Genomic DNA, 20,042 nt, shown 5'->3' with positions numbered 1-20,042 from the left:
ACCTAGCTTTACGAACCTGCAACTTTTGCAATGGTTATTTCAGCAGTGCGGGATAAAAAGTGATTTGCTTGCCCGGAGCGAAATCCGGATTCAAGTAATCTTCCAGGTTGCAGCGGAGCAGCCTCACGATTGTAGCCCGGTTTCCCGGCTCAAGCCGGACCTGCATCAGCACGCCGCCCAGCTCGATCTCGCCGTAAGTCTCCTCCTGCTCCTCTTGTTCCCAGTAGATCCCATCAGGCAATATGGTGTAATGGGTCATTGCGTGATCCCTCCCGCCGTTTTCTCATTGCGGCGCGATTCGATCAGCGAATTCAGCTTGTTTAACCCTTCGCCGATCCCGCCGATCGCATCGATGAGACCGTATTTCACCGCATCGGTGCCGCCTACCGCCGTACCGATATCCCGGTTGAGCTCCCCGGTCTTAAACATCAGCTCTTTAAACTGCTCCTCCGAAATTCGCGAATGCGCGGTGACAAACCGCACCACTCTTTCCTGCATTTTTTCGATATATTCGAAGGTTTGCGGGACGCCGATGACAAGGCCGGTCATGCGGATCGGATGAATCGTCATCGTGGCGCTTTCGGCAATCAACGAGTAATCGGAAGCCACGGCGATCGGGACCCCGATGCTGTGCCCTCCCCCGATGACTACGGTGACGGTCGGCTTCGACAGCGATGCGATCATCTCGGCGATCGCCAGACCCGCCTCCACGTCGCCGCCCACCGTATTTAAGATGACGAGCAAGCCTTCGATCCGCGGGTTTTGCTCGGCGGCTACCAGCTGCGGGATCAAGTGCTCGTATTTCGTCGTTTTATTTTGCGGCGGCAGTACCAGATGGCCTTCGATTTGCCCTATAATCGTCAGGCAATACACATTCGACTCGCCCGGAGTAGGCACGGCCGTTTGCCCCAATTGCTGAATAACATCGGGCACGGTGGGTTCTTTTTTTTCGGAATCGGGTTGTTGATTTGGAGGTAGTTCCGCGTTTTCGCGGAGAGCGGGTGTTTTGCTGGAATCCTTGTTCATCACTTTCGCCTTCCTTTCGGTTTTGAGCATACAACTAGTATGCCGACAACCTTGACCGGTCTATGCAAAAACAAAAAAAGCCCCTTCTCCCGGCGGAAACCGTCCAATTATTGCCGGCGGGAAAAGAGGCGACTGTGTGCAATTCGTTTTTTATACTTCCATAATAATCGGCAGGATCATCGGTCTGCGGCGGGTTTGCTCGTACAGGAACCGGCCGAGCGCGTCCTTGACGTTCGTTTTGAGCGACGCCCATTCGTTTACGTTTTCGTTCATCAATTTCTCCAACGTGCTGGAGACGATCCGGTTCGCTTCATCCAGCAAACCTTCCGACTCGCGGACATACACGAACCCCCGGGAAATGATGTCCGGACCGGAGACGATCGTTCCGTCCTGCTTGCTCAGCGTGACAACGACAACCAGGATCCCGTCTTGAGAGAGCAGCTTGCGGTCGCGCAGCACGATATTGCCGACGTCGCCGACGCCGAGACCATCGATCAGCACGTTGCCTGCCGGCACTTTGCCGGCTTTGCGGGCAATGCCGTTCTGAATCTCGATCGTTTCCCCGATATCAACCAGGAAAATATTGTCCGGTTCCACGCCCACCGATTCGCCAAGCAGCGCATGCTTGCGCAGCATCCGGTATTCGCCGTGGATCGGAATGAAATATTTCGGCCGCATCAGGTTCAGCATCAGCTTCAGCTCTTCCTGGCTGCCGTGCCCGGATACGTGAACGCCCGAATTGGAGCCGCTGTAAATAACTTCCGCACCGAGGCGGAACAGCTCGTCGATCGTTCGTCCCACGTATTTCTCGTTGCCCGGAACCGGCGTCGCCGCGATAATAACCGTGTCGCCCGGCAAAATATCGACCTTGCGGTGCGTCGAACGGGCCATCCGCGTCAGCGCCGACATCGGTTCGCCCTGGCTGCCGGTGCATAAAATGACCACGCGATCCGCAGCCATTTTGTTCACTTCTTCAGGCTCGATCAAAATGCCGTCCGGCACGTTCAGATAACCTAATTCATCGGCAATCGTCACCACGTTCACCATGCTGCGGCCGATAATCGTCAACTTGCGTCCGGTCTCGTAAGCCGCATCGATCACTTGCTGAATCCGGTGCACATTCGAAGCAAACGTGGCCACCACGACGCGCTGCTGCGCTTTATGGAAAATATCGCTAAGCACAAGTCCTACATTTCTTTCCGATGGCGTAAAGCCTGGTTTTTCCGCATTGGTGCTGTCGGATAAAAGAGCCAACACGCCTTTTTTACCGATTTCGCCCATCCGATGCAAATCCGCATATTGATCATTGACTGGGGTATGATCAAATTTGAAGTCCCCGGTATGAACGACATTTCCTTCCGGCGTTTCAATGCACACGCCCACCGAATCCGGAATACTGTGATTCGTTCTGAAGAACGTCGCTTTCAGCGTCGAGCCCAGCTCGATTTCCGAATCGGCGTTGATCAGCACCCGCTTCGTTTCGCCGAGCAAGCCCGCTTCCTTCAGCTTGTTCTCCACAAGTCCGAGCGTCAGTTTCGTCCCGTAAACCGGAACGTTCAAATTCTTAAGCACATAAGGCAATCCGCCGATGTGATCCTCATGGCCGTGCGTAAGCAGGATACCTCTTACCTTGTCACGGTTCTCCGTCAAGTAAGTGATATCGGGAATGACGATGTCGATGCCGAGCATATCCTCTTCCGGAAACTTAAGCCCGGAATCGATGACAACGATGTCATTGGCATATTGAACGACATACATGTTTTTTCCGATTTCTGCGACGCCGCCCAATGCAAAGATCGTCAATTTTTCATTATTCATTTTTTTGGACAAGTGAATCTAACCCTCCTATAAGTTTGGACGTCGTATTTTTCATATGGAAATGGCTCCGATCACTGCAGATCAACACATTTTTCGCAGGAATAAACGACCGCCTCGCCGGACGGTCCAGCCGTTTCTCAAAATTGCTAATTTTAAAAAAAATCACCGCACCCAGTCACTTGAGATCATTATACATGATTAAATTGGCAAAAAACAAGTCAGGCGTTTTACGTGCTTTTAACGTTACCTTGCACCACAGCAAAAAAACCGATGCCTCATTACGAGACATCGGTTTTTGGAAATCGAGCGCATATTTGGCTGGGCGCTTACTTCAACAGCTCGCGTATCCGGGCCGCTTCCTCCGCATTCGGCGGAACGAGCGGAAGCCGCACCGATCCGACCCGGCAGCCGATTTCGTTCAGCGCATATTTCACCGCAACCGGATTCGGACATTCGAATAAGCCTTTAAACAGCGGCAGCAGCTGGCGATGAATCTTTCCGGCTTCACCAACCTGACCGCTTAGGAACAGATCGATCATTTCCTTCATCGAGCTGCCGGCCAAATGGCTGGCGACGCTGACGACTCCGTAAGCGCCCACGGCCAAAGCCGGAAGCGCTGCCGCGTCTTCTCCCGAATACACGCGAAAGCCATCCGGAGCACCGCTCACGATGGCGGCCACCTGATCCAGGGACGCGCATTCCTTGGTCGCCACGACATTTGGAATTTGCGCCAGCCTGAGCGTCGTTTCCACGCTGATACTGACGATGGTCCGGGACGGTACATTGTATAACATGACAGGCAGGGAGGCCGAGGTCGCGATCGCTTCAAAATGGCGGTACAGCCCTTCCTGGTTCGGCTTGTTATAGTAAGGAGCGACCAGCAAAATCCCGTCCGCGCCGCACCGCTCGGCTTCCTGCGTCAAATGGATGGAATGGGCGGTGTCGTTGCTGCCCGTACCGGCGATGATTTTACAGCGGCCTGCGGCATGCTTCACCGCAAAATCGAACAAATCCCGCTTTTCTGCATCGCTTATAGTAGGGGATTCCCCCGTCGTTCCGCTAACGACCAAGGCATCGGATTTTTGCTCCTCAATCAAATAATCCATTAAGCGAGCAGTCCCATCCAAATCGATCTTCCCTTGTTCATCAAAAGGCGTTACCATGGCTGTAATTAATCTTCCAAACTCTGCCACACTTTATCCTCCTCCCGTTTTCCGCGTCCTATTTATCTGCCGAGTTCAAATTTGTCGTGCAAAGCGCGGAGCGCTTGAACCATGTCATCCTTATGGACCAGAACCCAGATCGTTGTATTCGAATCCGCAGACTGCAGAATCTGAATATTTTGTTCCGTCAAAGCTTCGACGATTTTCGCCATAATGCCCGGCACCCCGTTGATGCCCCCGCCGATGACCGAGACTTTGGCGCAGCCGGATAAAAATTGCGGCGATAACTCCAAGGCGTTTAGAACCGATTCCGCTTTCAGCGCATCTTTGTCGAATACCGTATAAACGACGCCCGTCGGGGTCACATTAATAAAATCAACGCTGATCGCGTTTTCCGCCATCGCTTTAAAGACTTGAAGCTGAAGGTTGTCGGCGCCTTTGCCGGCCGCTTCGACACGAATCTGCGTCACGTTCGCCACATAAGCAATCCCAGTCACGTAGCGATCCACAATGCCCAGCTGAACGTCTTTAAAGCCTTCAGGATTGGCCACCAGCGTCCCTTCTCCTTCCGAGAAGGTGGAGCGTACGCGCACCGGAATTCCCGATTGCATCGCGATTTCCACCGCCCGGGGATGAATCACCTTGGCCCCCTGATGGGCCATGTTGCAGATTTCCGCATAACTGACATATTCCAAAGGTCTCGCATCCTCTACGATTCTGGGATCGGCGGTTAAAATTCCGTTCACGTCGGTATAAATGTCCACGATTTCGGCATGCAGGGCCGCACCCAGCGCTGTTGCCGAAGTATCGCTGCCGCCGCGTCCCAATGTGGTGAAATCACCCGTTAGATTTTGGCCCTGGAAACCGGTGACGATGACGACTTTATCCTGCTCGAGCTCTTCAAGCACCCGCGTCGGCACGATTTCCAGGATTCTGGCATTTCCAAAGTGGCTGTCCGTCCGAAATCCGGCTTGAGCGCCGGTTAACACGGTCGAAGCAACGCCGCATTCCGCAAGCAGGCTGCACAGCTTCGCCGCGGAAATCATTTCGCCGCATGCCATCAATAAATCCTGCTCGCGCGGCGGCAAAAACCCTTGGCCTTCGGCCGCCAGTTCCAACAAAGTATCCGTGGCGTACGGATCGCCCTTCCGGCCCATGGCCGAAACCACCACGACGAGCCGGAAACCATTTTCCAGTTCCCGGCGAATGTGTGAGACGACATGATCTCTCGCTTCCGAAGTCGATAGAGACGTGCCGCCAAATTTTTGCACCAAAATGCGCATGGGTATTCCTCCAGTTAAGTAAATGCGGAGTGTTGCTTAACTCCTATCCAGCGCCCCTAGCACCCGAGCGGATGAAAAGCCGGAAGCTAAACCACTGTAGTCCTCTCCGCGAATTGCAAAGCGTTCCATGACGCGCCTTGAGCAAATGATCCAAAACGATTTCCGACAGCTTCGGGTGTTCCGTTTCCTCTTGCTCATCCAGCAAGTCTCCCATTCTCTTAAATCGAACGATTATATTGTTAATTTCAAGTATGTTTCCACCCGCAGGCAGGCTCATCCATGAAAACGCTCGATAATCAGCGGTTGCAGCTGCTTGCCTTCCAGCGCCGCATAACAGGTTTCCGGCACCAGCTCCATGTTGGCCACCAGCGAATTCGGCTTCCCCGCCGGATTGTCCTGACCGAACGGAACGAAGTATACGTTTTTGGCCACGATCAGCTTGGCGATATTCGCCAGATTGAAGCCTAAACCGTCATTGGTCGACACGGCAATCACGAGCGGGCGCCCGTTCCGCAGCTGGGCTTTGGCGGCCATCAGCACCGGACTGTCCGTGACGGCATTCGCCAGCTTGCTTGTCGTCGTGCCCGTGCAAGGAGCGATGACCAGCACGTCGAGCAATTTGCTGGGGCCCAGCGGCTCCGCTTCGACAATTGAAGAAATAATATCATTCCCGGTTATATCTTTCAACTGTTTTCGCCAATCTTCCGATTTGCCGAAACGGGTATCCGTCGTCAACACCGAGTTGGAAATGATCGGGACGACTTTCGCTCCTCCATCGACAAAACGCCCAATCTGAGGCATCACCTCAGCGAACGTGCAATGTGAACCCGTTATGGCGTAACCTACCGTTTTACCTTGCCAATTCACTCTTCATCCCCCCGTAGTTGAAACTCCTCCAAAATCGACTGACAGATCGTATTGGCCATGATGATACCAGCCGTTTTGGGAGCGACCATACCGGGGAGACTGGGGGCAAGGATCGCCTTGATGCCGCGCTTCTCGGCAAAACGGAAATCCGTCCCGCCGGGCGCGGACGCAAGGTCGATAATCACCGCCCTGCGCGGCAGTTTCGAGATGATTTGCGCTGTGACTATCATAGTCGGTATCGTATTAAAAATCAAGTCAACATCGCCGACATTGGCGGCCAAATCCCTTGTTGCAAAAGGCTTCCAGCCCATTTGCACCGCCCTTGCCATATCGTCTTCCCGGCGTACCCCCACCTTCACGGCCGCTCCCAAACCCTGCAGCGTTTTCGCCATCGTAAATCCCGTACGGCCCATCCCGAGCACGATGCAGGTCGATCCGTGAATCGTGATGTCCGTATTCTGGATCGCCACCATCAGGGCCCCTTCCGCCGTCGGGATCGAGTTGTAGATCGCTACGTCGTCGCGCTCCAGCACTTCAATGATCCTAAGCCCGCCTTTGTCTCCCAGTTGCTTCAAATAACTTTTGGCAATTCCCGTATATACCAAAGTATCTTTCCGCACAGCTTCAAACGCTTCCGGCCTGATGACAAGCTGTTCCGCAGAGAACGGCGCCGGCACGACACCGTGATCATCGCAACCGATTACCGGAAGGATGATAACATCAGCGCTGGACAGCAAGCCTGGGGTTAGCGCTTCTATTGAGACTCCGGGAAACGGCGTATCCAACCGGTCGAAGCCGACGATGCGCACTGTGGCATCCAACTCCAAACATTTGTTGATGACCTCCACCTGGCGGGCGTCTCCACCGAGGAACACAATCGTGATTCCGGTTAGCATACTTAAATGGCACTCCTTCCAAGCAACGCAGTATAGACCATCTTATGCGGCCGCCTAAAAAGTGGTGAAAATAGACGAAACGTCATCTCCTTGAAGTATGTAAAAAGAATTAATTTCCCCTATCAAGCAGGAAAGACCACCCGATCAAATATGTCGGGTGGTCTTTGACTCCAGCGAAAATTATAAGGGCAAAAAAGGTCGTTATTCCGGCATTATCGGTTCATTTGAGAGAATAGAGGAAATTCATGGCGCTATTTTCCCCCGATGCAAGGAAATGCCCGTATTCTGGACCGTTCGCAGGTAAATAAGGACAAAATATTCCACTATTGGGGATAAACATGCAAGGCTTCGGATAATAAGAACATAAAGTTCCGCTATTTTGCAGGCTGACGGTTTCTTGTTCCAAAAGCCCGTTGTCAAGCACCAATTTCTAACCACGAAACTATTCTAAGGGTTGCCACAGCCGCTATTTGTTCCAAAAACGTTGATTTCAAATTCTAACGGTTGCCATGGCGCTTATTTCACTTAAACCCAGCCCATTTTGCTTAGATTAAGGTAAATAACGGCGCTCACAACCGTTAGAATTTTGAAAAGGTCTTTTTTCGTAAAATAACAGCTACTACAACCGTTAGATTCCCGGCGGACGATAGTTTCGATTAGAACACCTGGGCGAAATCTCAAAAGTATCCGGGCTTTGCCGTATTATTTCGTTCCGGTATGGCCGAAACCGCCGGTTCCCCGCTCAGTATCGGACAGCTCGTCCACTTCGGTTAAGGCGACTTCCGGCACGGTTTGAAACACCATTTGCGCGATGCGTTCATTGCGTTTAATCGCAAACGGCTCCTGGCCAAGGTTGATCAGCAGCACCTTGATCTCGCCGCGATAATCGGCATCGATCGTGCCCGGCGTGTTGAGACAGGTGATGCCATGCTTCAAAGCCAGGCCGCTGCGCGGGCGGATCTGGGCCTCCAGGCCGCCCGGCATCGCGATGGCGATCCCGGTCGGGACGAGCGCTCTCGCCCCAGGCTGCAAGACCAGATCCTCCGTAACCGCGGCGTAAAGGTCAAAGCCGGAAGCCAGCTCCGACATTTTGCGCGGCAGCTCGATATCTTCATTTCCGGCAAAACGTTTGATTTGTACTTCAAATGACAAGTTCATCTCTCCTTAATCCCATAATGGCCCGATCGGACCCGCCAACCATCGCCAAGGCGAACGGCCGGCTGAACATGCGCCCCAGCACGTTGTTCACATCGTCCATCGTCACCGCCTCGATCCGGGCGATCATTTCATCCAGCGTATAATGCCGCCCGAGCATCAACTCGTTTTTCCCCAGCCGGTTCATGCGGCTGCCCGTGCTTTCAAGACTTAAAATCAGGCTGCCCTTCAACTGCTCCTTGCCTTTGCTGAGCTCGCTTTCGGTAATCCCGTTCACGGACACATCGTGCAAAAGCTCCTTCGTCAGCTCCAGGACCTCTTTCGTTTGCCGCGGCGCCGTACCGGCATATACCGTAAACAACCCGCTATCGGCATGGGAGCTGTGATAGGAGTAGACGGAATAGGCCAAACCGCGTTTTTCGCGGATCTCCTGAAACAGCCGTGAGCTCATACCGCCGCCAAGCGCATTGTTCAGCAAAGTCATGGCATACTGCTTCTCGTCGCCGATCGGCAGCCCCGGGAAGGACAGGCAGATATGGTTTTGTTCCGTTTTTTTGCGGTGAAATTTGAGGTCGCCGAGAAAATCCGGCGCGGCCAGCGAAACCTGGTCCCCACGCACCGCGAAATCGCCGAAATATTTTTCCAGCAGCTCAATCACCTGATCGTCGATATTTCCGGCTACGCTGATCACCGTATTTTCCAACGTATAATGCTCGCGCATATACGCGCGTAAATGGCCGGATTCCATGGCCCGGAGCTGTTCCTCCGTCCCTAAAATCGGCAGGGCCAGCGGATGTTCCCCATAAGCGGCCTGCGACACCAGATCGTGCACCATGTCATCCGGGGTATCCTCATACATGGAAATTTCCTCGACGATGACATTTTTCTCTTTACGCAGCTCCTCGGCGTCAAACAGTGACCGGAAAAACATATCCGACAGAACATCCACCGCGATCGGCAAGTGCTCGTCGAGCACCTTCGCATAATAACACGTGTATTCTTTGGACGTAAAGGCGTTTACGTTGCCTCCGATGGCGTCGAATTGCTCGGCGATATCCTTGGCGCTAAAGCGCTCCGTCCCCTTAAACAGCATATGTTCGATAAAATGCGAAATCCCCCCGACTTCGGGTTGTTCATTGCGCGAGCCTGTCTTGACCCAAATGCCAAACGAGACCGAGCGGCAGGTCGGAATCTGTTCCATAACCACCCGAAGGCCGTTTTTTAATTGCGTTTTCTTCACGAAAGGCCCTCCTAATATTTCAATAAACGCAGTTCCTATCCTACCAAAAAAAGGCGTTCCGCTCAACTCTCCGGTACTTCGACCCGATCAGGCGACAGCGTCTCCTCCACCGTGCCGAGAACCAGCCCTTTGCTGCGGATGACCCGGATCATATCCCTCAGCGCGTCCCGGCTCGATGCCGTCGGGTGCATCAGAATCAATGAGCCCGGGCCTACCTGGCTCTCTATCCGCTTAACGACGGTTGCAGCCGGGGGCTTCCTCCAATCCACCGTGTCCACCGTCCAAAGCACCGTTTTGAGTCCCTGCTCCGCGGCCAGCTTGACGGTTTGACTGTTATAGTCTCCCGACGGCGGGGCGAACCAGCGATTGTCCACGCCCAGCTTCTCCTTCAGCAACCCCTTTGTTTTGGAGATTTCCAAACGGGCCCGGGACGCCTCGAGCTGGCTCATGTTGGGATGGGAATAGGCGTGATTTTCCAACGGATGCCCCCGTTTTTGAATTTCCCCGGCGAGCTCCGCATTTTCCTTAAGCCAGCTTCCGTCCAGAAAAAAGGTCGCTTTCACCTTCGCTTCGTCAAGCGTGTCCAGCATCGGAAGGATGTACTCGTTTCCCCAGGCCACATTGATCATCAGCGCCACCATCGGCTTGTTCGGATTTCCCCGATAAATGGGCTGCGCCCCCAGATCATCCAGGCTCACCTGCGGCTTGATTTCCCGGTATATGTATTCGATCTCCGCTCCGGCCGGCAGCAGCTTCGCCTGCTCATAAGTTCGCTCAATGTCCACTTCCCGGCCGTTATAACCCGGAATCGCCTTCCAAATGCGATCGACGGTGGCATTGACCGGCTCGATCCGCCTTTTGGCGGCTTCCTCGCGGATTTTAAGCAGCAGATCGTCTTGTTTGCCCTTGTCTTGCCCCAGTTCATTGCTTTCATAAAAATCGCTAAACAGCCGGAAGGCAAAACTTCCGTCTTGCCCGCCGCTCTTCTCCACAAATGACCGAATTCCCGCCAACTGCCCGAGAATCATGACAAATGCGATGCAGGCCGCAATAATCACAAACTTGTTCCGCCCCATACCAGGTTCATCCCTTCAACCGGTTTTTGTCCCCATCATATGTAGACAAGTCCCGAATTATGCACCTTTATACAGGCTGCGGTTCATGCGCATTAAAAAAGAGCCAGAATTGATTCATTCTGTCTCTTTTCCCGCACCTTTTTAGTTCACATGCAGCCGTTCATCGTTTATGAAGGAGCTTTTTCCGTTTGGGCAGTCAAAACCGCTTTGCGGGAAAGATTGATCCGTCCTTGGCTGTCGATTTCCGTCACCTTGACGGTTACCGTATCGCCGATAGCGACGACGTCTTCCACTTTGCCTACGCGTTCCGTCGAAAGCTGGGAGATGTGCACCAGCCCGTCCTTGCCCGGCAAAATTTCCACAAAAGCGCCGAATTTTTCGATCCGTTTTACGGTGCCGACATAAATTTCGCCGACGACGACTTCCTTCACGATGCCTTCGATAATCGAGCGCGCTTTGTTGTTCATCTCTTCGTTGGCCGAAGCGATAAAGACGCGTCCGTCCTGCTCGATATCGATTTTCACGCCGGTTTCCTCGATGATCTTGTTGATGATTTTGCCCCCGGCCCCGATAACGTCGCGGATTTTGTCCGGATTGATGTTCATGATCAGGATCTTAGGCGCATACGGAGACAACTGCTCCTTCGGCTTTTGGATACGCTCCATCATCTTCGCCAAAATGAACATCCGGCCTTCCTTCGCCTGCTTCAATGCGTCCGTCAAAATCTGCCGGTCGATGCCGTCGATCTTGATGTCCATTTGAATGGCGGTCACGCCTTCCGCGGTTCCGGCCACTTTAAAGTCCATATCTCCGAGATGGTCCTCCATCCCTTGAATGTCCGTCAAAATGGACACATGCTCTCCGTCTTTGATCAGGCCCATCGCTACCCCGGCTACCGGAGCTTTGATCGGCACGCCCGCGTCCATCATCGCCAGGGTGCTGGCGCAAATGCTGGCTTGCGATGTCGAACCGTTCGATTCCAATACTTCCGATACAAGACGGATCGTGTAAGGGAATTCCGATTCCGGCGGAATCACTTTCGAAAGCGCCCGTTCGCCAAGTGCGCCGTGACCGATTTCGCGGCGGCCCGGTGCGCGCAGCGGACGCGCTTCACCTACGCTGAACGGAGGGAAGTTGTAATGATGCATAAACCGTTTTGACTCTTCCAGGTCGATGCCGTCGAGAATTTGCACATCGCCCAGCGCGCCAAGCGTACAAACGCTTAGTGCTTGCGTTTGGCCGCGCGTAAACAGACCGGAGCCGTGCGTACGCGGCAACAGGCTGATGTCGCATTCGATCGGACGGATTTCGCTGAGCTTGCGGCCGTCCGGCCGGATTTTATCATGCGTGATTAAGCGGCGGACTTCTTCTTTAACGATGTCGTGCAGCACTTCCTTGACGTCGGCAAGCAGTTCCGGAGACTCTATGTATTTCTCTTCGAAATAGGCGACCGTCTCCTCATTGATGGCGTCAATTGCATCCTGCCGCGCATGCTTCTCGGCGATTTTCACGGCTTCCACGAGACGATCCTTGGCATAGGCTCGAACTTCCTGGTTCACGTTTTCGTCGACCGCGTGCAGTTTCACCTGCATTTTCTCTTTGCCGGCCACTTGGACAAGCTCTTCGATTACGGCAACGATTTTTTTGATTTCCTCATGGCCGAACATGATGGCTTCCAGCATGATTTCTTCCGGAACTTCGTTCGCTTCCGCCTCAACCATCATAATCGCGTCTTTCGTCCCCGCCACCACGACGTAAATATCGCTGGCTTCCTGCTGGGATATATTCGGGTTAAGCACGAATTCGCCGTTCACCCGTCCCACCGCCACACCGCCGATCGGGCCGTTAAACGGAACATCCGATATGCTCAGCGCGGCCGATGTTCCGATCATCGCGGCGATTTCAGGCTCGCAGTCCTGATCCACGCTCATGACCAGATTGACGATTTGCACATCATTGCGGAACCCTTCCGGGAACAGCGGACGAATCGGACGGTCCGTCAAACGGCTGGCCAAAATGGCCTTTTCGCTGGGACGGCCCTCGCGTTTAATGAAGCCGCCGGGAATTTTACCGACCGCATACAGCTTTTCTTCATAATTGACCGTCAGCGGAAAAAAATCCAGGTCCTTTGGTTCCGAGGAGGCCGTTACCGTGCAAAGTACAGCCGTATCTCCATAACGCACCATGACCGCCGCGTTGGCTTGCTTGGCCAATCGGCCCGTTTCGAGGATAAGAGGTCTTCCCCCCAGATCCATTTTCACATGATTCTCCATGTAATCCCTCCTTATCACAATAAAAGTTCGGTACAAAGTTCATTATTTCCTGCTTTATCTTAAATCATTAAGGAGCGATGAACTTGTCCCTTCACAACAAAAGCTCCTGACGGAGCCTTTTCGTAAACGCTATTCAATAACCGCCCGAAATACCCGTTCATTTGTAAAAAGCAACCCGGCGGCTTATCGTTCGCTTGAAAGCGTCCGACGGCAACCAGGCTGCTTTTCGTAAAGATGTCAAATTAACGACGCAATCCGAGTTTTTCGATCAATGCGGAGTAACGTCTCACGTCTTTGTTCTTCAAGTAAGCCAGCAGCTTACGGCGTTGGCCGACCATTTTCAAAAGACCCCGACGGGAATGATGGTCTTTCTTGTGCGTGCGCAAATGTTCCGTCAAGTTCGTAATGTTCTCCGTAAGGATAGCAATTTGCACCTCTGGGGATCCGGTATCGGACTCATGAGTTTTGTGCTCGTCGATCAATTGTTGCTTACGTTCTTGAGTCAATGCCATCCTGTTCACCTCCTTTTCCTCAATCGCCGTTAGCCTCGTCGCCGGCGGTGAAACCGAACAACCAAGCCAAGGTTATAGTTGCGGCCCGGTAAGAAAATCCATGGGCATAACAACGTAGTTCAGTATACCATACAACCCGGATAAAAGTAAATGCTACTGGCTCGTTTACGCTTTTTCCGCTTTCAGCAGGCTTTTGGCGGTTTCGGCATCCTTGGTTATTTGCGCAATCAGCTCATCAATCGATCCGAATTTGCGTTCCTCGCGGAGGAAATGAACGAGTTCGACGGACAAGCTTTCATCATAGATATCTCCGGAAAAGTCAAACAAATGAACCTCAAACCAGGAGACGGCCGCATCGTCGTGGAAGGTCGGCTTGACCCCGACGTTCATAACCCCCTCAAAGGACCGGCCGCCGTGATGCGCCCGCACGGCATAAACGCCGCTGGCAGGAATTACGTAATGTTCGGCAAGCTTCAGGTTGGCTGTCGGAAAACCGAGTTGCCTGCCCCGTTTCTCGCCATGCATGACGGTGCCCGTCAGCGAATAGCTTCGCCCGAGCCAGCGGTTGGCCAGCCGGATGTCTCCTTCCTGAAGCGCTTTGCGGATGCCCGAGCTGCTCACCTTCTCGCCGTCGATAAGGAACGGCGGAACCGTGTTTACATCCAGGGCGTTTTCGCTAAGTTCGCGCAGCATTCCGGCTTGCCCTTCTCCCCGGTAACCGTACCGGAAGTCAAACCCGACGACAGCGGTATGCACCTTGAGGGGCACCAGGATGCCGGTGACGAAATTTTGCGGGCTCACCCGCGAGAACGCGTCATTAAACTCCACGATATACATATAATCCACGCCCATGCTGCGGAGGAGGCGTTCTTTCTCCTGCGGCGGGGTCAAATACCCGTCGTAATCGCCTTTTTTCATGACTTCCTTCGGGTGAGGGTGAAAAGTCATGACGGATGCGGGCAGTCCAAGCTCGTCCGCCAGCTTGACGGCCGTCTCGATCACGCTGGCGTGCCCCAAATGGAGACCGTCAAACTGGCCGATGGCGAGTACCTGCGGCCTCGCACCCGTTGCAATAAATTGTTCGGTTAAAGGGTATGATAAGCTTATCGTTTCCATCAAAAGTCTCACCTGCAATTCCCTCGGATTAGCACAATCGTTCATATGATTCAATCGGGAAGGAACACCTTTACCGCTTTGACGGCAAGCGTTTCTTCATCCGCCTTGAAAATACCTAAAAACCGCTGCTGTGGATCATAAAGCCGGATCAGCTCCCCCCGGTTTGCCTGCGGATTCACCGCGGCGGCGGGCAAACGCTGTCCTTGCAGAGCCGCCTTTACTTTGTCCCCGGCGATCGTATGAGCCGGCAGATGCCGGACTCCCTGGTCGACCGGCAGTAAATAGGAAGCCAGGTCCCCTAGCGCAGCGTGCCGGGCGATTTCTTCCAGCGTTAAACAGCTCTGCTCCGTAATCCCGGCCGACACCGTCCGCTTAAGCTGCGCCATCGCCGCCGGCACGCCAAGCGCCCGGCCGATATCGACGCAAAGCGTGCGGATGTAAGTTCCTTTGGAGCAAAGCGCCCGGAACTGGATGGTTGGATGCGGCCCCTCCGGATGAAAGGATAACAGCTCAAGCTCATAAATCGTCACTTCGCGGGCTTTACGTTCGACCGTTTTCCCTTCCCTCGCCAGTTCATAGAGCCGCTTTCCGTCGTGCTTCAGTGCGGAATACATCGGCGGAACCTGGGAAATCGTGCCGGCGAACCGCTGCAGCACCTGCCTGACGGCTTCTTCTGTTACCGATACTTGATCAAGCTGCTCCACGACCGTACCCGACATGTCTTCGGTGTCCGTAGCCACCCCCAGAATCAGGGTCGCCTCATACTCCTTGGGCAGCTCCTGCAAATATTCGACCATCCGGGTGGCCCGTCCCAAGCAGAGCGGAAGCACTCCGGTGACGGCGGGGTCCAACGTGCCCGTATGGCCGATCCGCTTCATTTTGAGGATGCCGCGGCATTTGGCCACAACGTCGTGAGAGGTAAAACCGGCGGGTTTTAGCACCGGCAGGATGCCTTCATACGCGGTCATAACTGCAGCCTCACCTGCTCCACCACGCGCGGCACAATCGTGTCCAGCGTTCCTTCGACGCGCGCTCCCGCGGCCCGGACGTGCCCGCCCCCGCCAAAGCTTTGGGCCACCTTGGCCACGTCCACTTTCCCGGCGGAACGCATGCTCACTTTTACGGCTTGCTCATCGATCACCTTAAACAGGAGGCCGACCTCCACCCCTTGAATATTGCGGGGATAGTTGACGATGCCTTCCATGTCCTCATGAACCGCACCCGCGGATTTCAGGTCTTCGTCCGTCACGACCACCCAGCTGATTTTGCCGTCTTCGGTAAGCTGAAGCCCGTTTAAGGATCTCGTCAGCAGGCGCAGCTGCGACAGGGTCATTTGCTCCAGCAGAAGTTCGGACAAGCCCGGTCCGTCAACACCGTACTCCAACAGCTTGGACGCCGCCGCCATTACTTTGGGAGACGTGTTCGAATAGCGGAACCCGCCCGTGTCGGTCAGTAGTCCGGTGTAAAGCGCCGTGGCGATCGTCTCGTTCAACTCCAGGCCCATAAAATGGATGAGATCGAATAAAATCTCCGCCGTGGCTGCGGCATGAGGGACAATCAAATTAATATCGCCATACCCGTCATTGGTCGGATGGTGATCGATGTTCAGCAGCTTGGCGCCTTCCGCAAACAGCTCCTTGGTCGTCCCGACCCGTTTGAAATCCGCGCAATCGACGCAGATCACGTAGTCGAATTTCCGGTTTAGGGGCTCTGCCGACAGGTCGACAATCCGTTCCGCCTGCCGTAAATAAGCCATCCGCTTAGGGATCGGCCCTTCGTTGACCATTACATATTTTTTACCCAGACATGACAGAAGCCAGCCCACCGCGAGGGTGGAACTGACTGCGTCTCCGTCCGGCTGAACATGCGCCACCACGAGAAAATCATCATGCTCCGTCAGAAAAGCCTGGGTCTGACGCAGCTCCCGTTCATATTGCATTGCCGGTCTCCTTTTTAAAGAGATCAAAAAGTCAGACTTTTTGATCTCTATTTTAATTCATTTGTCGTGCTCGTGCGTAATTTCGCCCAGAAGCTGCTCGATCCGGCTTCCGTAAGCGATCGATTCGTCGATTTTAAAGATCAGCTCCGGCGTATGCCGCAGCCGGATCCGCTTGCCGAGTTCGGTGCGCAAAAATCCGTTGGCCTTCTCCAGCCCTTTCAGGGATTCGTTTTTCTTCTCTTCATCCCCGAAAACGCTCAAATAGATTTTGGCCTGCGACAAATCGCTCGTCACATCTACCCCGGTCACGGTGACAAAACCGATGCGCGGATCTTTCAGTTCCTTCTGGATAAGCACGCTAAGTTCTTTTTTAATCTGTTCGCCTACGCGGCCGGTCCGATTTTTGGCCATTTATGACACCACCTTACTTCGGTTCAACAGTTTCCATGATGAAGGCCTCAATCACGTCGCCTTCTTTAAGATCATTGTAGTTATCGAGGGTAATCCCGCATTCGTAACCTTGCGCAACTTCTTTGGCGTCGTCCTTGAATCGCTTCAAAGAATCGATTTTGCCTTCGTAGATTACGATGCCGTCGCGGATGAGACGCGTTTCCGCCGAACGGGTAATTTTGCCGGAAGTGACCATGCAGCCCGCGATCGTTCCGACCTTGCTGATCTTGAACGTATTGCGGACTTCGGCATGCCCGATGACGGACTCTTTGTATACCGGATCCAGCATCCCCTTCATCGCTTGTTCGATCTCCTCGATCGCATTATAGATGACGCGGTGCAGGCGAATGTCGACCTTCTCCTGCTCGGCCGTCGCTTTCGTCTGGTTGTCCGGACGGACGTTAAAGCCGATAATGATCGCATTGGAAGCTGCGGCCAAAATAACGTCGGACTCGGTAATTGCCCCGGCACCGCTGTGGATGATCTTCACGCGCACGCCCTCGATGTCGATTTTCTCGAGCGCGCCCTTCAGCGCCTCTACCGAACCTTGAACGTCCGCTTTGATGATCACGTTCAGCTCTTTGATTTCGCCCTCTTTAATGTGGCGGAACAAATCGTCGAGCGTCACGCGCGTATTCGCGCCCAGATCGGACTGGCGTTGCGTGATCGCACGTTTGTCGGCGATGGAACGGGCTTTGCGTTCGTCCTCGAACACCATAAGCGGATCGCCCGCTTGCGGCACTTCGGTAAGGCCGGTAATTTCCACCGGTGTCGAAGGCCCTGCTTCCTTGAGACGGCGTCCCCGGTCGTTCACCATCGCGCGGACGCGCCCGAAGCAGTTGCCGGCCACAAAGGCGTCGCCGACTTTCAGCGTCCCGTGCTGCACCAGCACGCGGGCCACCGGTCCGCGGTTTCTGTCCAGCTCGGCTTCAATAACCGCACCGCGAGCGCGTTTGTCCGGGTTCGCTTTGTACTCGTTGACTTCCGCCACAAGCAGGATCATTTCGAGCAGGTCTTCCAGTCCCATCTTTTGCTTGGCCGACACGTTGACGAAAATCGTGTCGCCGCCCCATTCTTCCGGTACAAGTTCATATTCTGTCAATTCCTGCTTGACTTTATCCGGGTTGGCATCCGGTTTGTCGATTTTGTTGACCGCCACAATGATCGGCAGCCCCGCCGCTTTGGCGTGGTTGATCGCTTCGACCGTCTGCGGCATCACGCCGTCGTCAGCCGCAACGACGATGATCGTAATGTCGGTCAGCTGCGCTCCGCGCGCCCGCATCGCCGTAAACGCCTCGTGGCCCGGCGTGTCGAGGAACGTGATCTTCTTGCTGTTGATTTCGACCTGATAAGCGCCGATATGCTGGGTAATGCCGCCGGCTTCGCCGCCGGTCACGTTCGTCGAACGGATGGCGTCCAGCAGCGTCGTTTTCCCGTGGTCAACGTGACCCATAATCGTCACGACCGGCGGACGTTCCTTCAAATCCGCCTCATCGTCAACCTCTTCGATCGTTTCGAAACGGTCTTCCTCGACCGGAATTTTCACTTCAACTTCAACACCGAAATCGCCGGCAAGCAGCAAGATCGTATCGATGTCGAGCTCCTGGTTGATCGCCGCCATGACGCCGAGCAGCATCAGCTTTTTGATTACCTCGGAAGCGTCTTTATGCAGCAGCTTCGCGGTTTCACCAACGGTCATCGTGCCGCGGACAATAATTTTCTTCGGCGTGTTGTCGATTTTCTCGCGCGGCGGCTGCTGATATCCGCCACGGCCCCCCCGGCCGCCTTTGCCGCCGCGGTTGTTGTTTCTAAAGTTGCCACTACGGTTGTCGTCAAAACCTTTTTGGTTTTTGCCGCCATGGTTGCCCTTTCTGCCTTGACCTTGACCTTGGCCTTTGCCTCCGCCATTGTTATTATTGTTGCCAGCCGAAGCAAAATTACGGTTTGGCGCTTGCCCGCCGCGGTTTGCTCCGCCGTTACCTTGGCCGCCTCCTTGGCGGTTGCCCCCGCCGTCACGGCGCTGCGAATCGCCCCCGCTTTGGCCTTGTCCCCGATTTCCTTGAGGGTTGCGGCCTCCGGCATTGCCCGCGTTTTGCGCGGAAGCGCGCGGGCCTTGCTGATGTCCTCCGTTTGGACGTTGATTTCTTTCCTGTACAGCGGTAGTTCCGCCTTTTGCGTTTTGGTTGTGATTTGGTTTATTATTCATGCTTACCTGCTTTTCATGTTGATTTTTATTTTTGGCTTGACCGCCGGGGTTGCCGTGAACCTTTGCCTCCCGGCCTTGTTCTCCGCGATTCCCCGCCCCTTCCGGGGCCGGATTTTTCGCAGCCTGGCTTCCTCCTGCGGAAGCCGGTGCCGGCGATTTGGACGGGGATTCGGCGCGGCCCGAATTTTCCCGCTTGGCAGCGGCGTTCGTCTTAATATCCTTGAAAAATTGCTCCACGCGCGTTACGGTATCATTCTCCATCACGCTCATATGGTTGTTCACCGGGATATTAAGTCGCTTAAGAATCGTAATGATTTCTTTGCTGCTCATGTTGAGCGATTTCGCATATTCATATACCCTGAGCTTATCTTGTTTTTCTTGTTTACTCAATATACTCCACCTCCGACGTTTTCGCGATCGCTTTACGAACCATATCGGCAAACCCTTGATCTGTAAGGGCCAGAACAACCCGTTCCGGCTTCCCTACGCTCGATCCGAGCATCTCCCTGTCAAATCCGACCATCAAAGGAACTTTGTACGTACCGCATTTGTCGCGATACTTCTTTTGCGTATTGGCCGACGCATCGCCGGCTACGATTACGAGTTTGGCCTCCGCAGAGCGGATCGCCTTCAGCACGACTTCATCTCCCGTCACCAGCTTGCCCGCCCGCATGGCAAGCCCGAGCCCGGACAACGCCTTATTCATCGTCATCCTCTTCGCGTCCCTGGCCAGCGAGAAACTCCTCTTCCACCGCCAAAAAATCGCGGGCCAATTGCTCATAAACCTCTGGACCGACCGGCGCTTTCAGCGCACGGTCGAGCGCACGGGTCTTATGGGCAAGCTTGAAGCAAGCTTCCTTTCCGCACAAGTATGCGCCACGCCCCGATTTTTTGCCGGTCAAGTCGATCGACACTTCGCCTTCCGGCGAACGGACGATGCGGATCAGCGATTTCTTGGGCATCATTTGCTGGCAGGCCACGCATTTGCGCAGCGGTACCTTTCTCTGTTTCATTTTACAACC

Annotated in this window: 19 protein-coding genes; all 19 read right to left on the bottom strand. The window is 54.2% G+C overall.

Annotation, left to right across the window (positions count from 1 at the left end; genetic code table 11):
• Nucleotides 1-34: 34 nt before the first annotated feature.
• On the bottom strand, nucleotides 35-259 hold the full coding sequence (locus EHV15_RS22700; protein ID WP_128633223.1) for a YlzJ-like family protein: 225 nt from the start codon (nucleotides 257-259) through the stop codon (nucleotides 35-37).
• Nucleotides 256-1,026: a ClpP family protease gene (locus EHV15_RS22695; protein ID WP_128633222.1), complete on the bottom strand. Its 771-nt coding sequence runs from the start codon at nucleotides 1,024-1,026 to the stop codon at nucleotides 256-258. Before EHV15_RS22695 ends, EHV15_RS22700 begins: the two co-directional genes overlap by 4 nt.
• 150 nt (nucleotides 1,027-1,176) lie before the next feature.
• On the bottom strand, nucleotides 1,177-2,856 hold the full coding sequence (locus EHV15_RS22690; RefSeq protein ID WP_128633221.1) for a ribonuclease J: 1,680 nt from the start codon (nucleotides 2,854-2,856) through the stop codon (nucleotides 1,177-1,179).
• Nucleotides 2,857-3,170: 314 nt separating this feature from the next.
• Nucleotides 3,171-4,037: a 4-hydroxy-tetrahydrodipicolinate synthase gene (gene dapA / locus EHV15_RS22685; protein ID WP_128633220.1), complete on the bottom strand. Its 867-nt coding sequence runs from the start codon at nucleotides 4,035-4,037 to the stop codon at nucleotides 3,171-3,173.
• 32 nt (nucleotides 4,038-4,069) lie between these two features.
• Complete coding sequence (dapG, locus tag EHV15_RS22680; RefSeq protein ID WP_128633219.1) at nucleotides 4,070-5,290, bottom strand: aspartate kinase; 1,221 nt, start codon at nucleotides 5,288-5,290, stop codon at nucleotides 4,070-4,072.
• A gap of 273 nt (nucleotides 5,291-5,563) precedes the next feature.
• Nucleotides 5,564-6,157 carry a dipicolinate synthase subunit B gene (locus EHV15_RS22675; protein WP_128633218.1) on the bottom strand — a complete coding sequence of 198 codons (594 nt, stop codon included), beginning with the start codon at nucleotides 6,155-6,157 and terminating at the stop codon, nucleotides 5,564-5,566.
• A complete protein-coding gene (gene dpsA, locus EHV15_RS22670; protein WP_128633217.1) occupies nucleotides 6,154-7,053 on the bottom strand; it encodes a dipicolinate synthase subunit DpsA in 900 nt (299 codons plus the stop codon). Before dpsA ends, EHV15_RS22675 begins: the two co-directional genes overlap by 4 nt.
• Nucleotides 7,054-7,755: 702 nt before the next feature.
• Complete coding sequence (dut, locus tag EHV15_RS22665; protein ID WP_425464446.1) at nucleotides 7,756-8,211, bottom strand: dUTP diphosphatase; 456 nt, start codon at nucleotides 8,209-8,211, stop codon at nucleotides 7,756-7,758.
• Nucleotides 8,195-9,448, bottom strand: coding sequence for a M16 family metallopeptidase (locus tag EHV15_RS22660; RefSeq protein ID WP_128633215.1), 1,254 nt, complete (start codon nucleotides 9,446-9,448; stop codon nucleotides 8,195-8,197). The genes dut and EHV15_RS22660 overlap by 17 nt, the downstream gene beginning before the upstream one ends.
• Before the next feature lie 62 nt (nucleotides 9,449-9,510).
• Complete coding sequence (locus EHV15_RS22655; RefSeq protein WP_128633214.1) at nucleotides 9,511-10,524, bottom strand: polysaccharide deacetylase family protein; 1,014 nt, start codon at nucleotides 10,522-10,524, stop codon at nucleotides 9,511-9,513.
• A 167-nt stretch (nucleotides 10,525-10,691) separates the two neighbouring features.
• On the bottom strand, nucleotides 10,692-12,797 hold the full coding sequence (gene pnp / locus EHV15_RS22650; protein ID WP_128633213.1) for a polyribonucleotide nucleotidyltransferase: 2,106 nt from the start codon (nucleotides 12,795-12,797) through the stop codon (nucleotides 10,692-10,694).
• Nucleotides 12,798-13,039: 242 nt separating this feature from the next.
• Nucleotides 13,040-13,309, bottom strand: coding sequence for a 30S ribosomal protein S15 (gene rpsO, locus EHV15_RS22645; protein WP_128633212.1), 270 nt, complete (start codon nucleotides 13,307-13,309; stop codon nucleotides 13,040-13,042).
• A 165-nt stretch (nucleotides 13,310-13,474) separates the two neighbouring features.
• Nucleotides 13,475-14,425: a bifunctional riboflavin kinase/FAD synthetase gene (locus EHV15_RS22640; protein ID WP_128633211.1), complete on the bottom strand. Its 951-nt coding sequence runs from the start codon at nucleotides 14,423-14,425 to the stop codon at nucleotides 13,475-13,477.
• A gap of 50 nt (nucleotides 14,426-14,475) precedes the next feature.
• Nucleotides 14,476-15,393, bottom strand: a complete 918-nt coding sequence (gene truB, locus EHV15_RS22635; RefSeq protein WP_128633210.1) for a tRNA pseudouridine(55) synthase TruB — start codon at nucleotides 15,391-15,393, stop codon at nucleotides 14,476-14,478.
• Nucleotides 15,390-16,364, bottom strand: coding sequence for a DHH family phosphoesterase (locus EHV15_RS22630; protein WP_128633209.1), 975 nt, complete (start codon nucleotides 16,362-16,364; stop codon nucleotides 15,390-15,392). Before EHV15_RS22630 ends, truB begins: the two co-directional genes overlap by 4 nt.
• Nucleotides 16,365-16,421: 57 nt before the next feature.
• Nucleotides 16,422-16,775 (bottom strand): 30S ribosome-binding factor RbfA, encoded by a 354-nt coding sequence (rbfA, locus tag EHV15_RS22625; RefSeq protein ID WP_128633208.1) that lies wholly within the window; start codon nucleotides 16,773-16,775, stop codon nucleotides 16,422-16,424.
• 13 nt (nucleotides 16,776-16,788) lie between these two features.
• Complete coding sequence (infB, locus tag EHV15_RS22620; RefSeq protein ID WP_128633207.1) at nucleotides 16,789-19,410, bottom strand: translation initiation factor IF-2; 2,622 nt, start codon at nucleotides 19,408-19,410, stop codon at nucleotides 16,789-16,791.
• Nucleotides 19,403-19,726, bottom strand: coding sequence for a L7Ae/L30e/S12e/Gadd45 family ribosomal protein (locus tag EHV15_RS22615; protein WP_128635480.1), 324 nt, complete (start codon nucleotides 19,724-19,726; stop codon nucleotides 19,403-19,405). The genes infB and EHV15_RS22615 overlap by 8 nt, the downstream gene beginning before the upstream one ends.
• On the bottom strand, nucleotides 19,719-20,033 hold the full coding sequence (rnpM, locus tag EHV15_RS22610) for an RNase P modulator RnpM (RefSeq protein ID WP_128633206.1): 315 nt from the start codon (nucleotides 20,031-20,033) through the stop codon (nucleotides 19,719-19,721). Before rnpM ends, EHV15_RS22615 begins: the two co-directional genes overlap by 8 nt.
• Nucleotides 20,034-20,042 lie beyond the last annotated feature (9 nt).

The organism is Paenibacillus oralis (assembly GCF_003863965.1).
Taxonomy (GTDB): Bacteria; Bacillota; Bacilli; order Paenibacillales; family Paenibacillaceae; genus Fontibacillus; species Fontibacillus oralis.
This window is presented reverse-complemented; position numbering and strand designations above follow the sequence as displayed.

What these genes read in the sequence shown, in the direction of transcription:
- EHV15_RS22615 (WP_128635480.1), bottom strand. Translation starts at nt 19,726, where the DNA reads ATGAATAAGGCGTTGTCCGGGCTCGGGCTTGCCATGCGGGCGGGCAAG.
- rbfA (WP_128633208.1), bottom strand. Translation starts at nt 16,775, where the DNA reads ATGGCCAAAAATCGGACCGGCCGCGTAGGCGAACAGATTAAAAAAGAA.
- dpsA (WP_128633217.1), bottom strand. Translation starts at nt 7,053, where the DNA reads ATGCTAACCGGAATCACGATTGTGTTCCTCGGTGGAGACGCCCGCCAG.
- rnpM (WP_128633206.1), bottom strand. Translation starts at nt 20,033, where the DNA reads ATGAAACAGAGAAAGGTACCGCTGCGCAAATGCGTGGCCTGCCAGCAA.
- EHV15_RS22700 (WP_128633223.1), bottom strand. Translation starts at nt 259, where the DNA reads ATGACCCATTACACCATATTGCCTGATGGGATCTACTGGGAACAAGAG.
- EHV15_RS22630 (WP_128633209.1), bottom strand. Translation starts at nt 16,364, where the DNA reads ATGCAATATGAACGGGAGCTGCGTCAGACCCAGGCTTTTCTGACGGAG.
- dapG (WP_128633219.1), bottom strand. Translation starts at nt 5,290, where the DNA reads ATGCGCATTTTGGTGCAAAAATTTGGCGGCACGTCTCTATCGACTTCG.
- EHV15_RS22655 (WP_128633214.1), bottom strand. Translation starts at nt 10,524, where the DNA reads ATGGGGCGGAACAAGTTTGTGATTATTGCGGCCTGCATCGCATTTGTC.
- rpsO (WP_128633212.1), bottom strand. Translation starts at nt 13,309, where the DNA reads ATGGCATTGACTCAAGAACGTAAGCAACAATTGATCGACGAGCACAAA.
- truB (WP_128633210.1), bottom strand. Translation starts at nt 15,393, where the DNA reads ATGACCGCGTATGAAGGCATCCTGCCGGTGCTAAAACCCGCCGGTTTT.
- EHV15_RS22695 (WP_128633222.1), bottom strand. Translation starts at nt 1,026, where the DNA reads ATGAACAAGGATTCCAGCAAAACACCCGCTCTCCGCGAAAACGCGGAA.
- dut (WP_425464446.1), bottom strand. Translation starts at nt 8,211, where the DNA reads ATGAACTTGTCATTTGAAGTACAAATCAAACGTTTTGCCGGAAATGAA.
- pnp (WP_128633213.1), bottom strand. Translation starts at nt 12,797, where the DNA reads ATGGAGAATCATGTGAAAATGGATCTGGGGGGAAGACCTCTTATCCTC.
- EHV15_RS22640 (WP_128633211.1), bottom strand. Translation starts at nt 14,425, where the DNA reads ATGGAAACGATAAGCTTATCATACCCTTTAACCGAACAATTTATTGCA.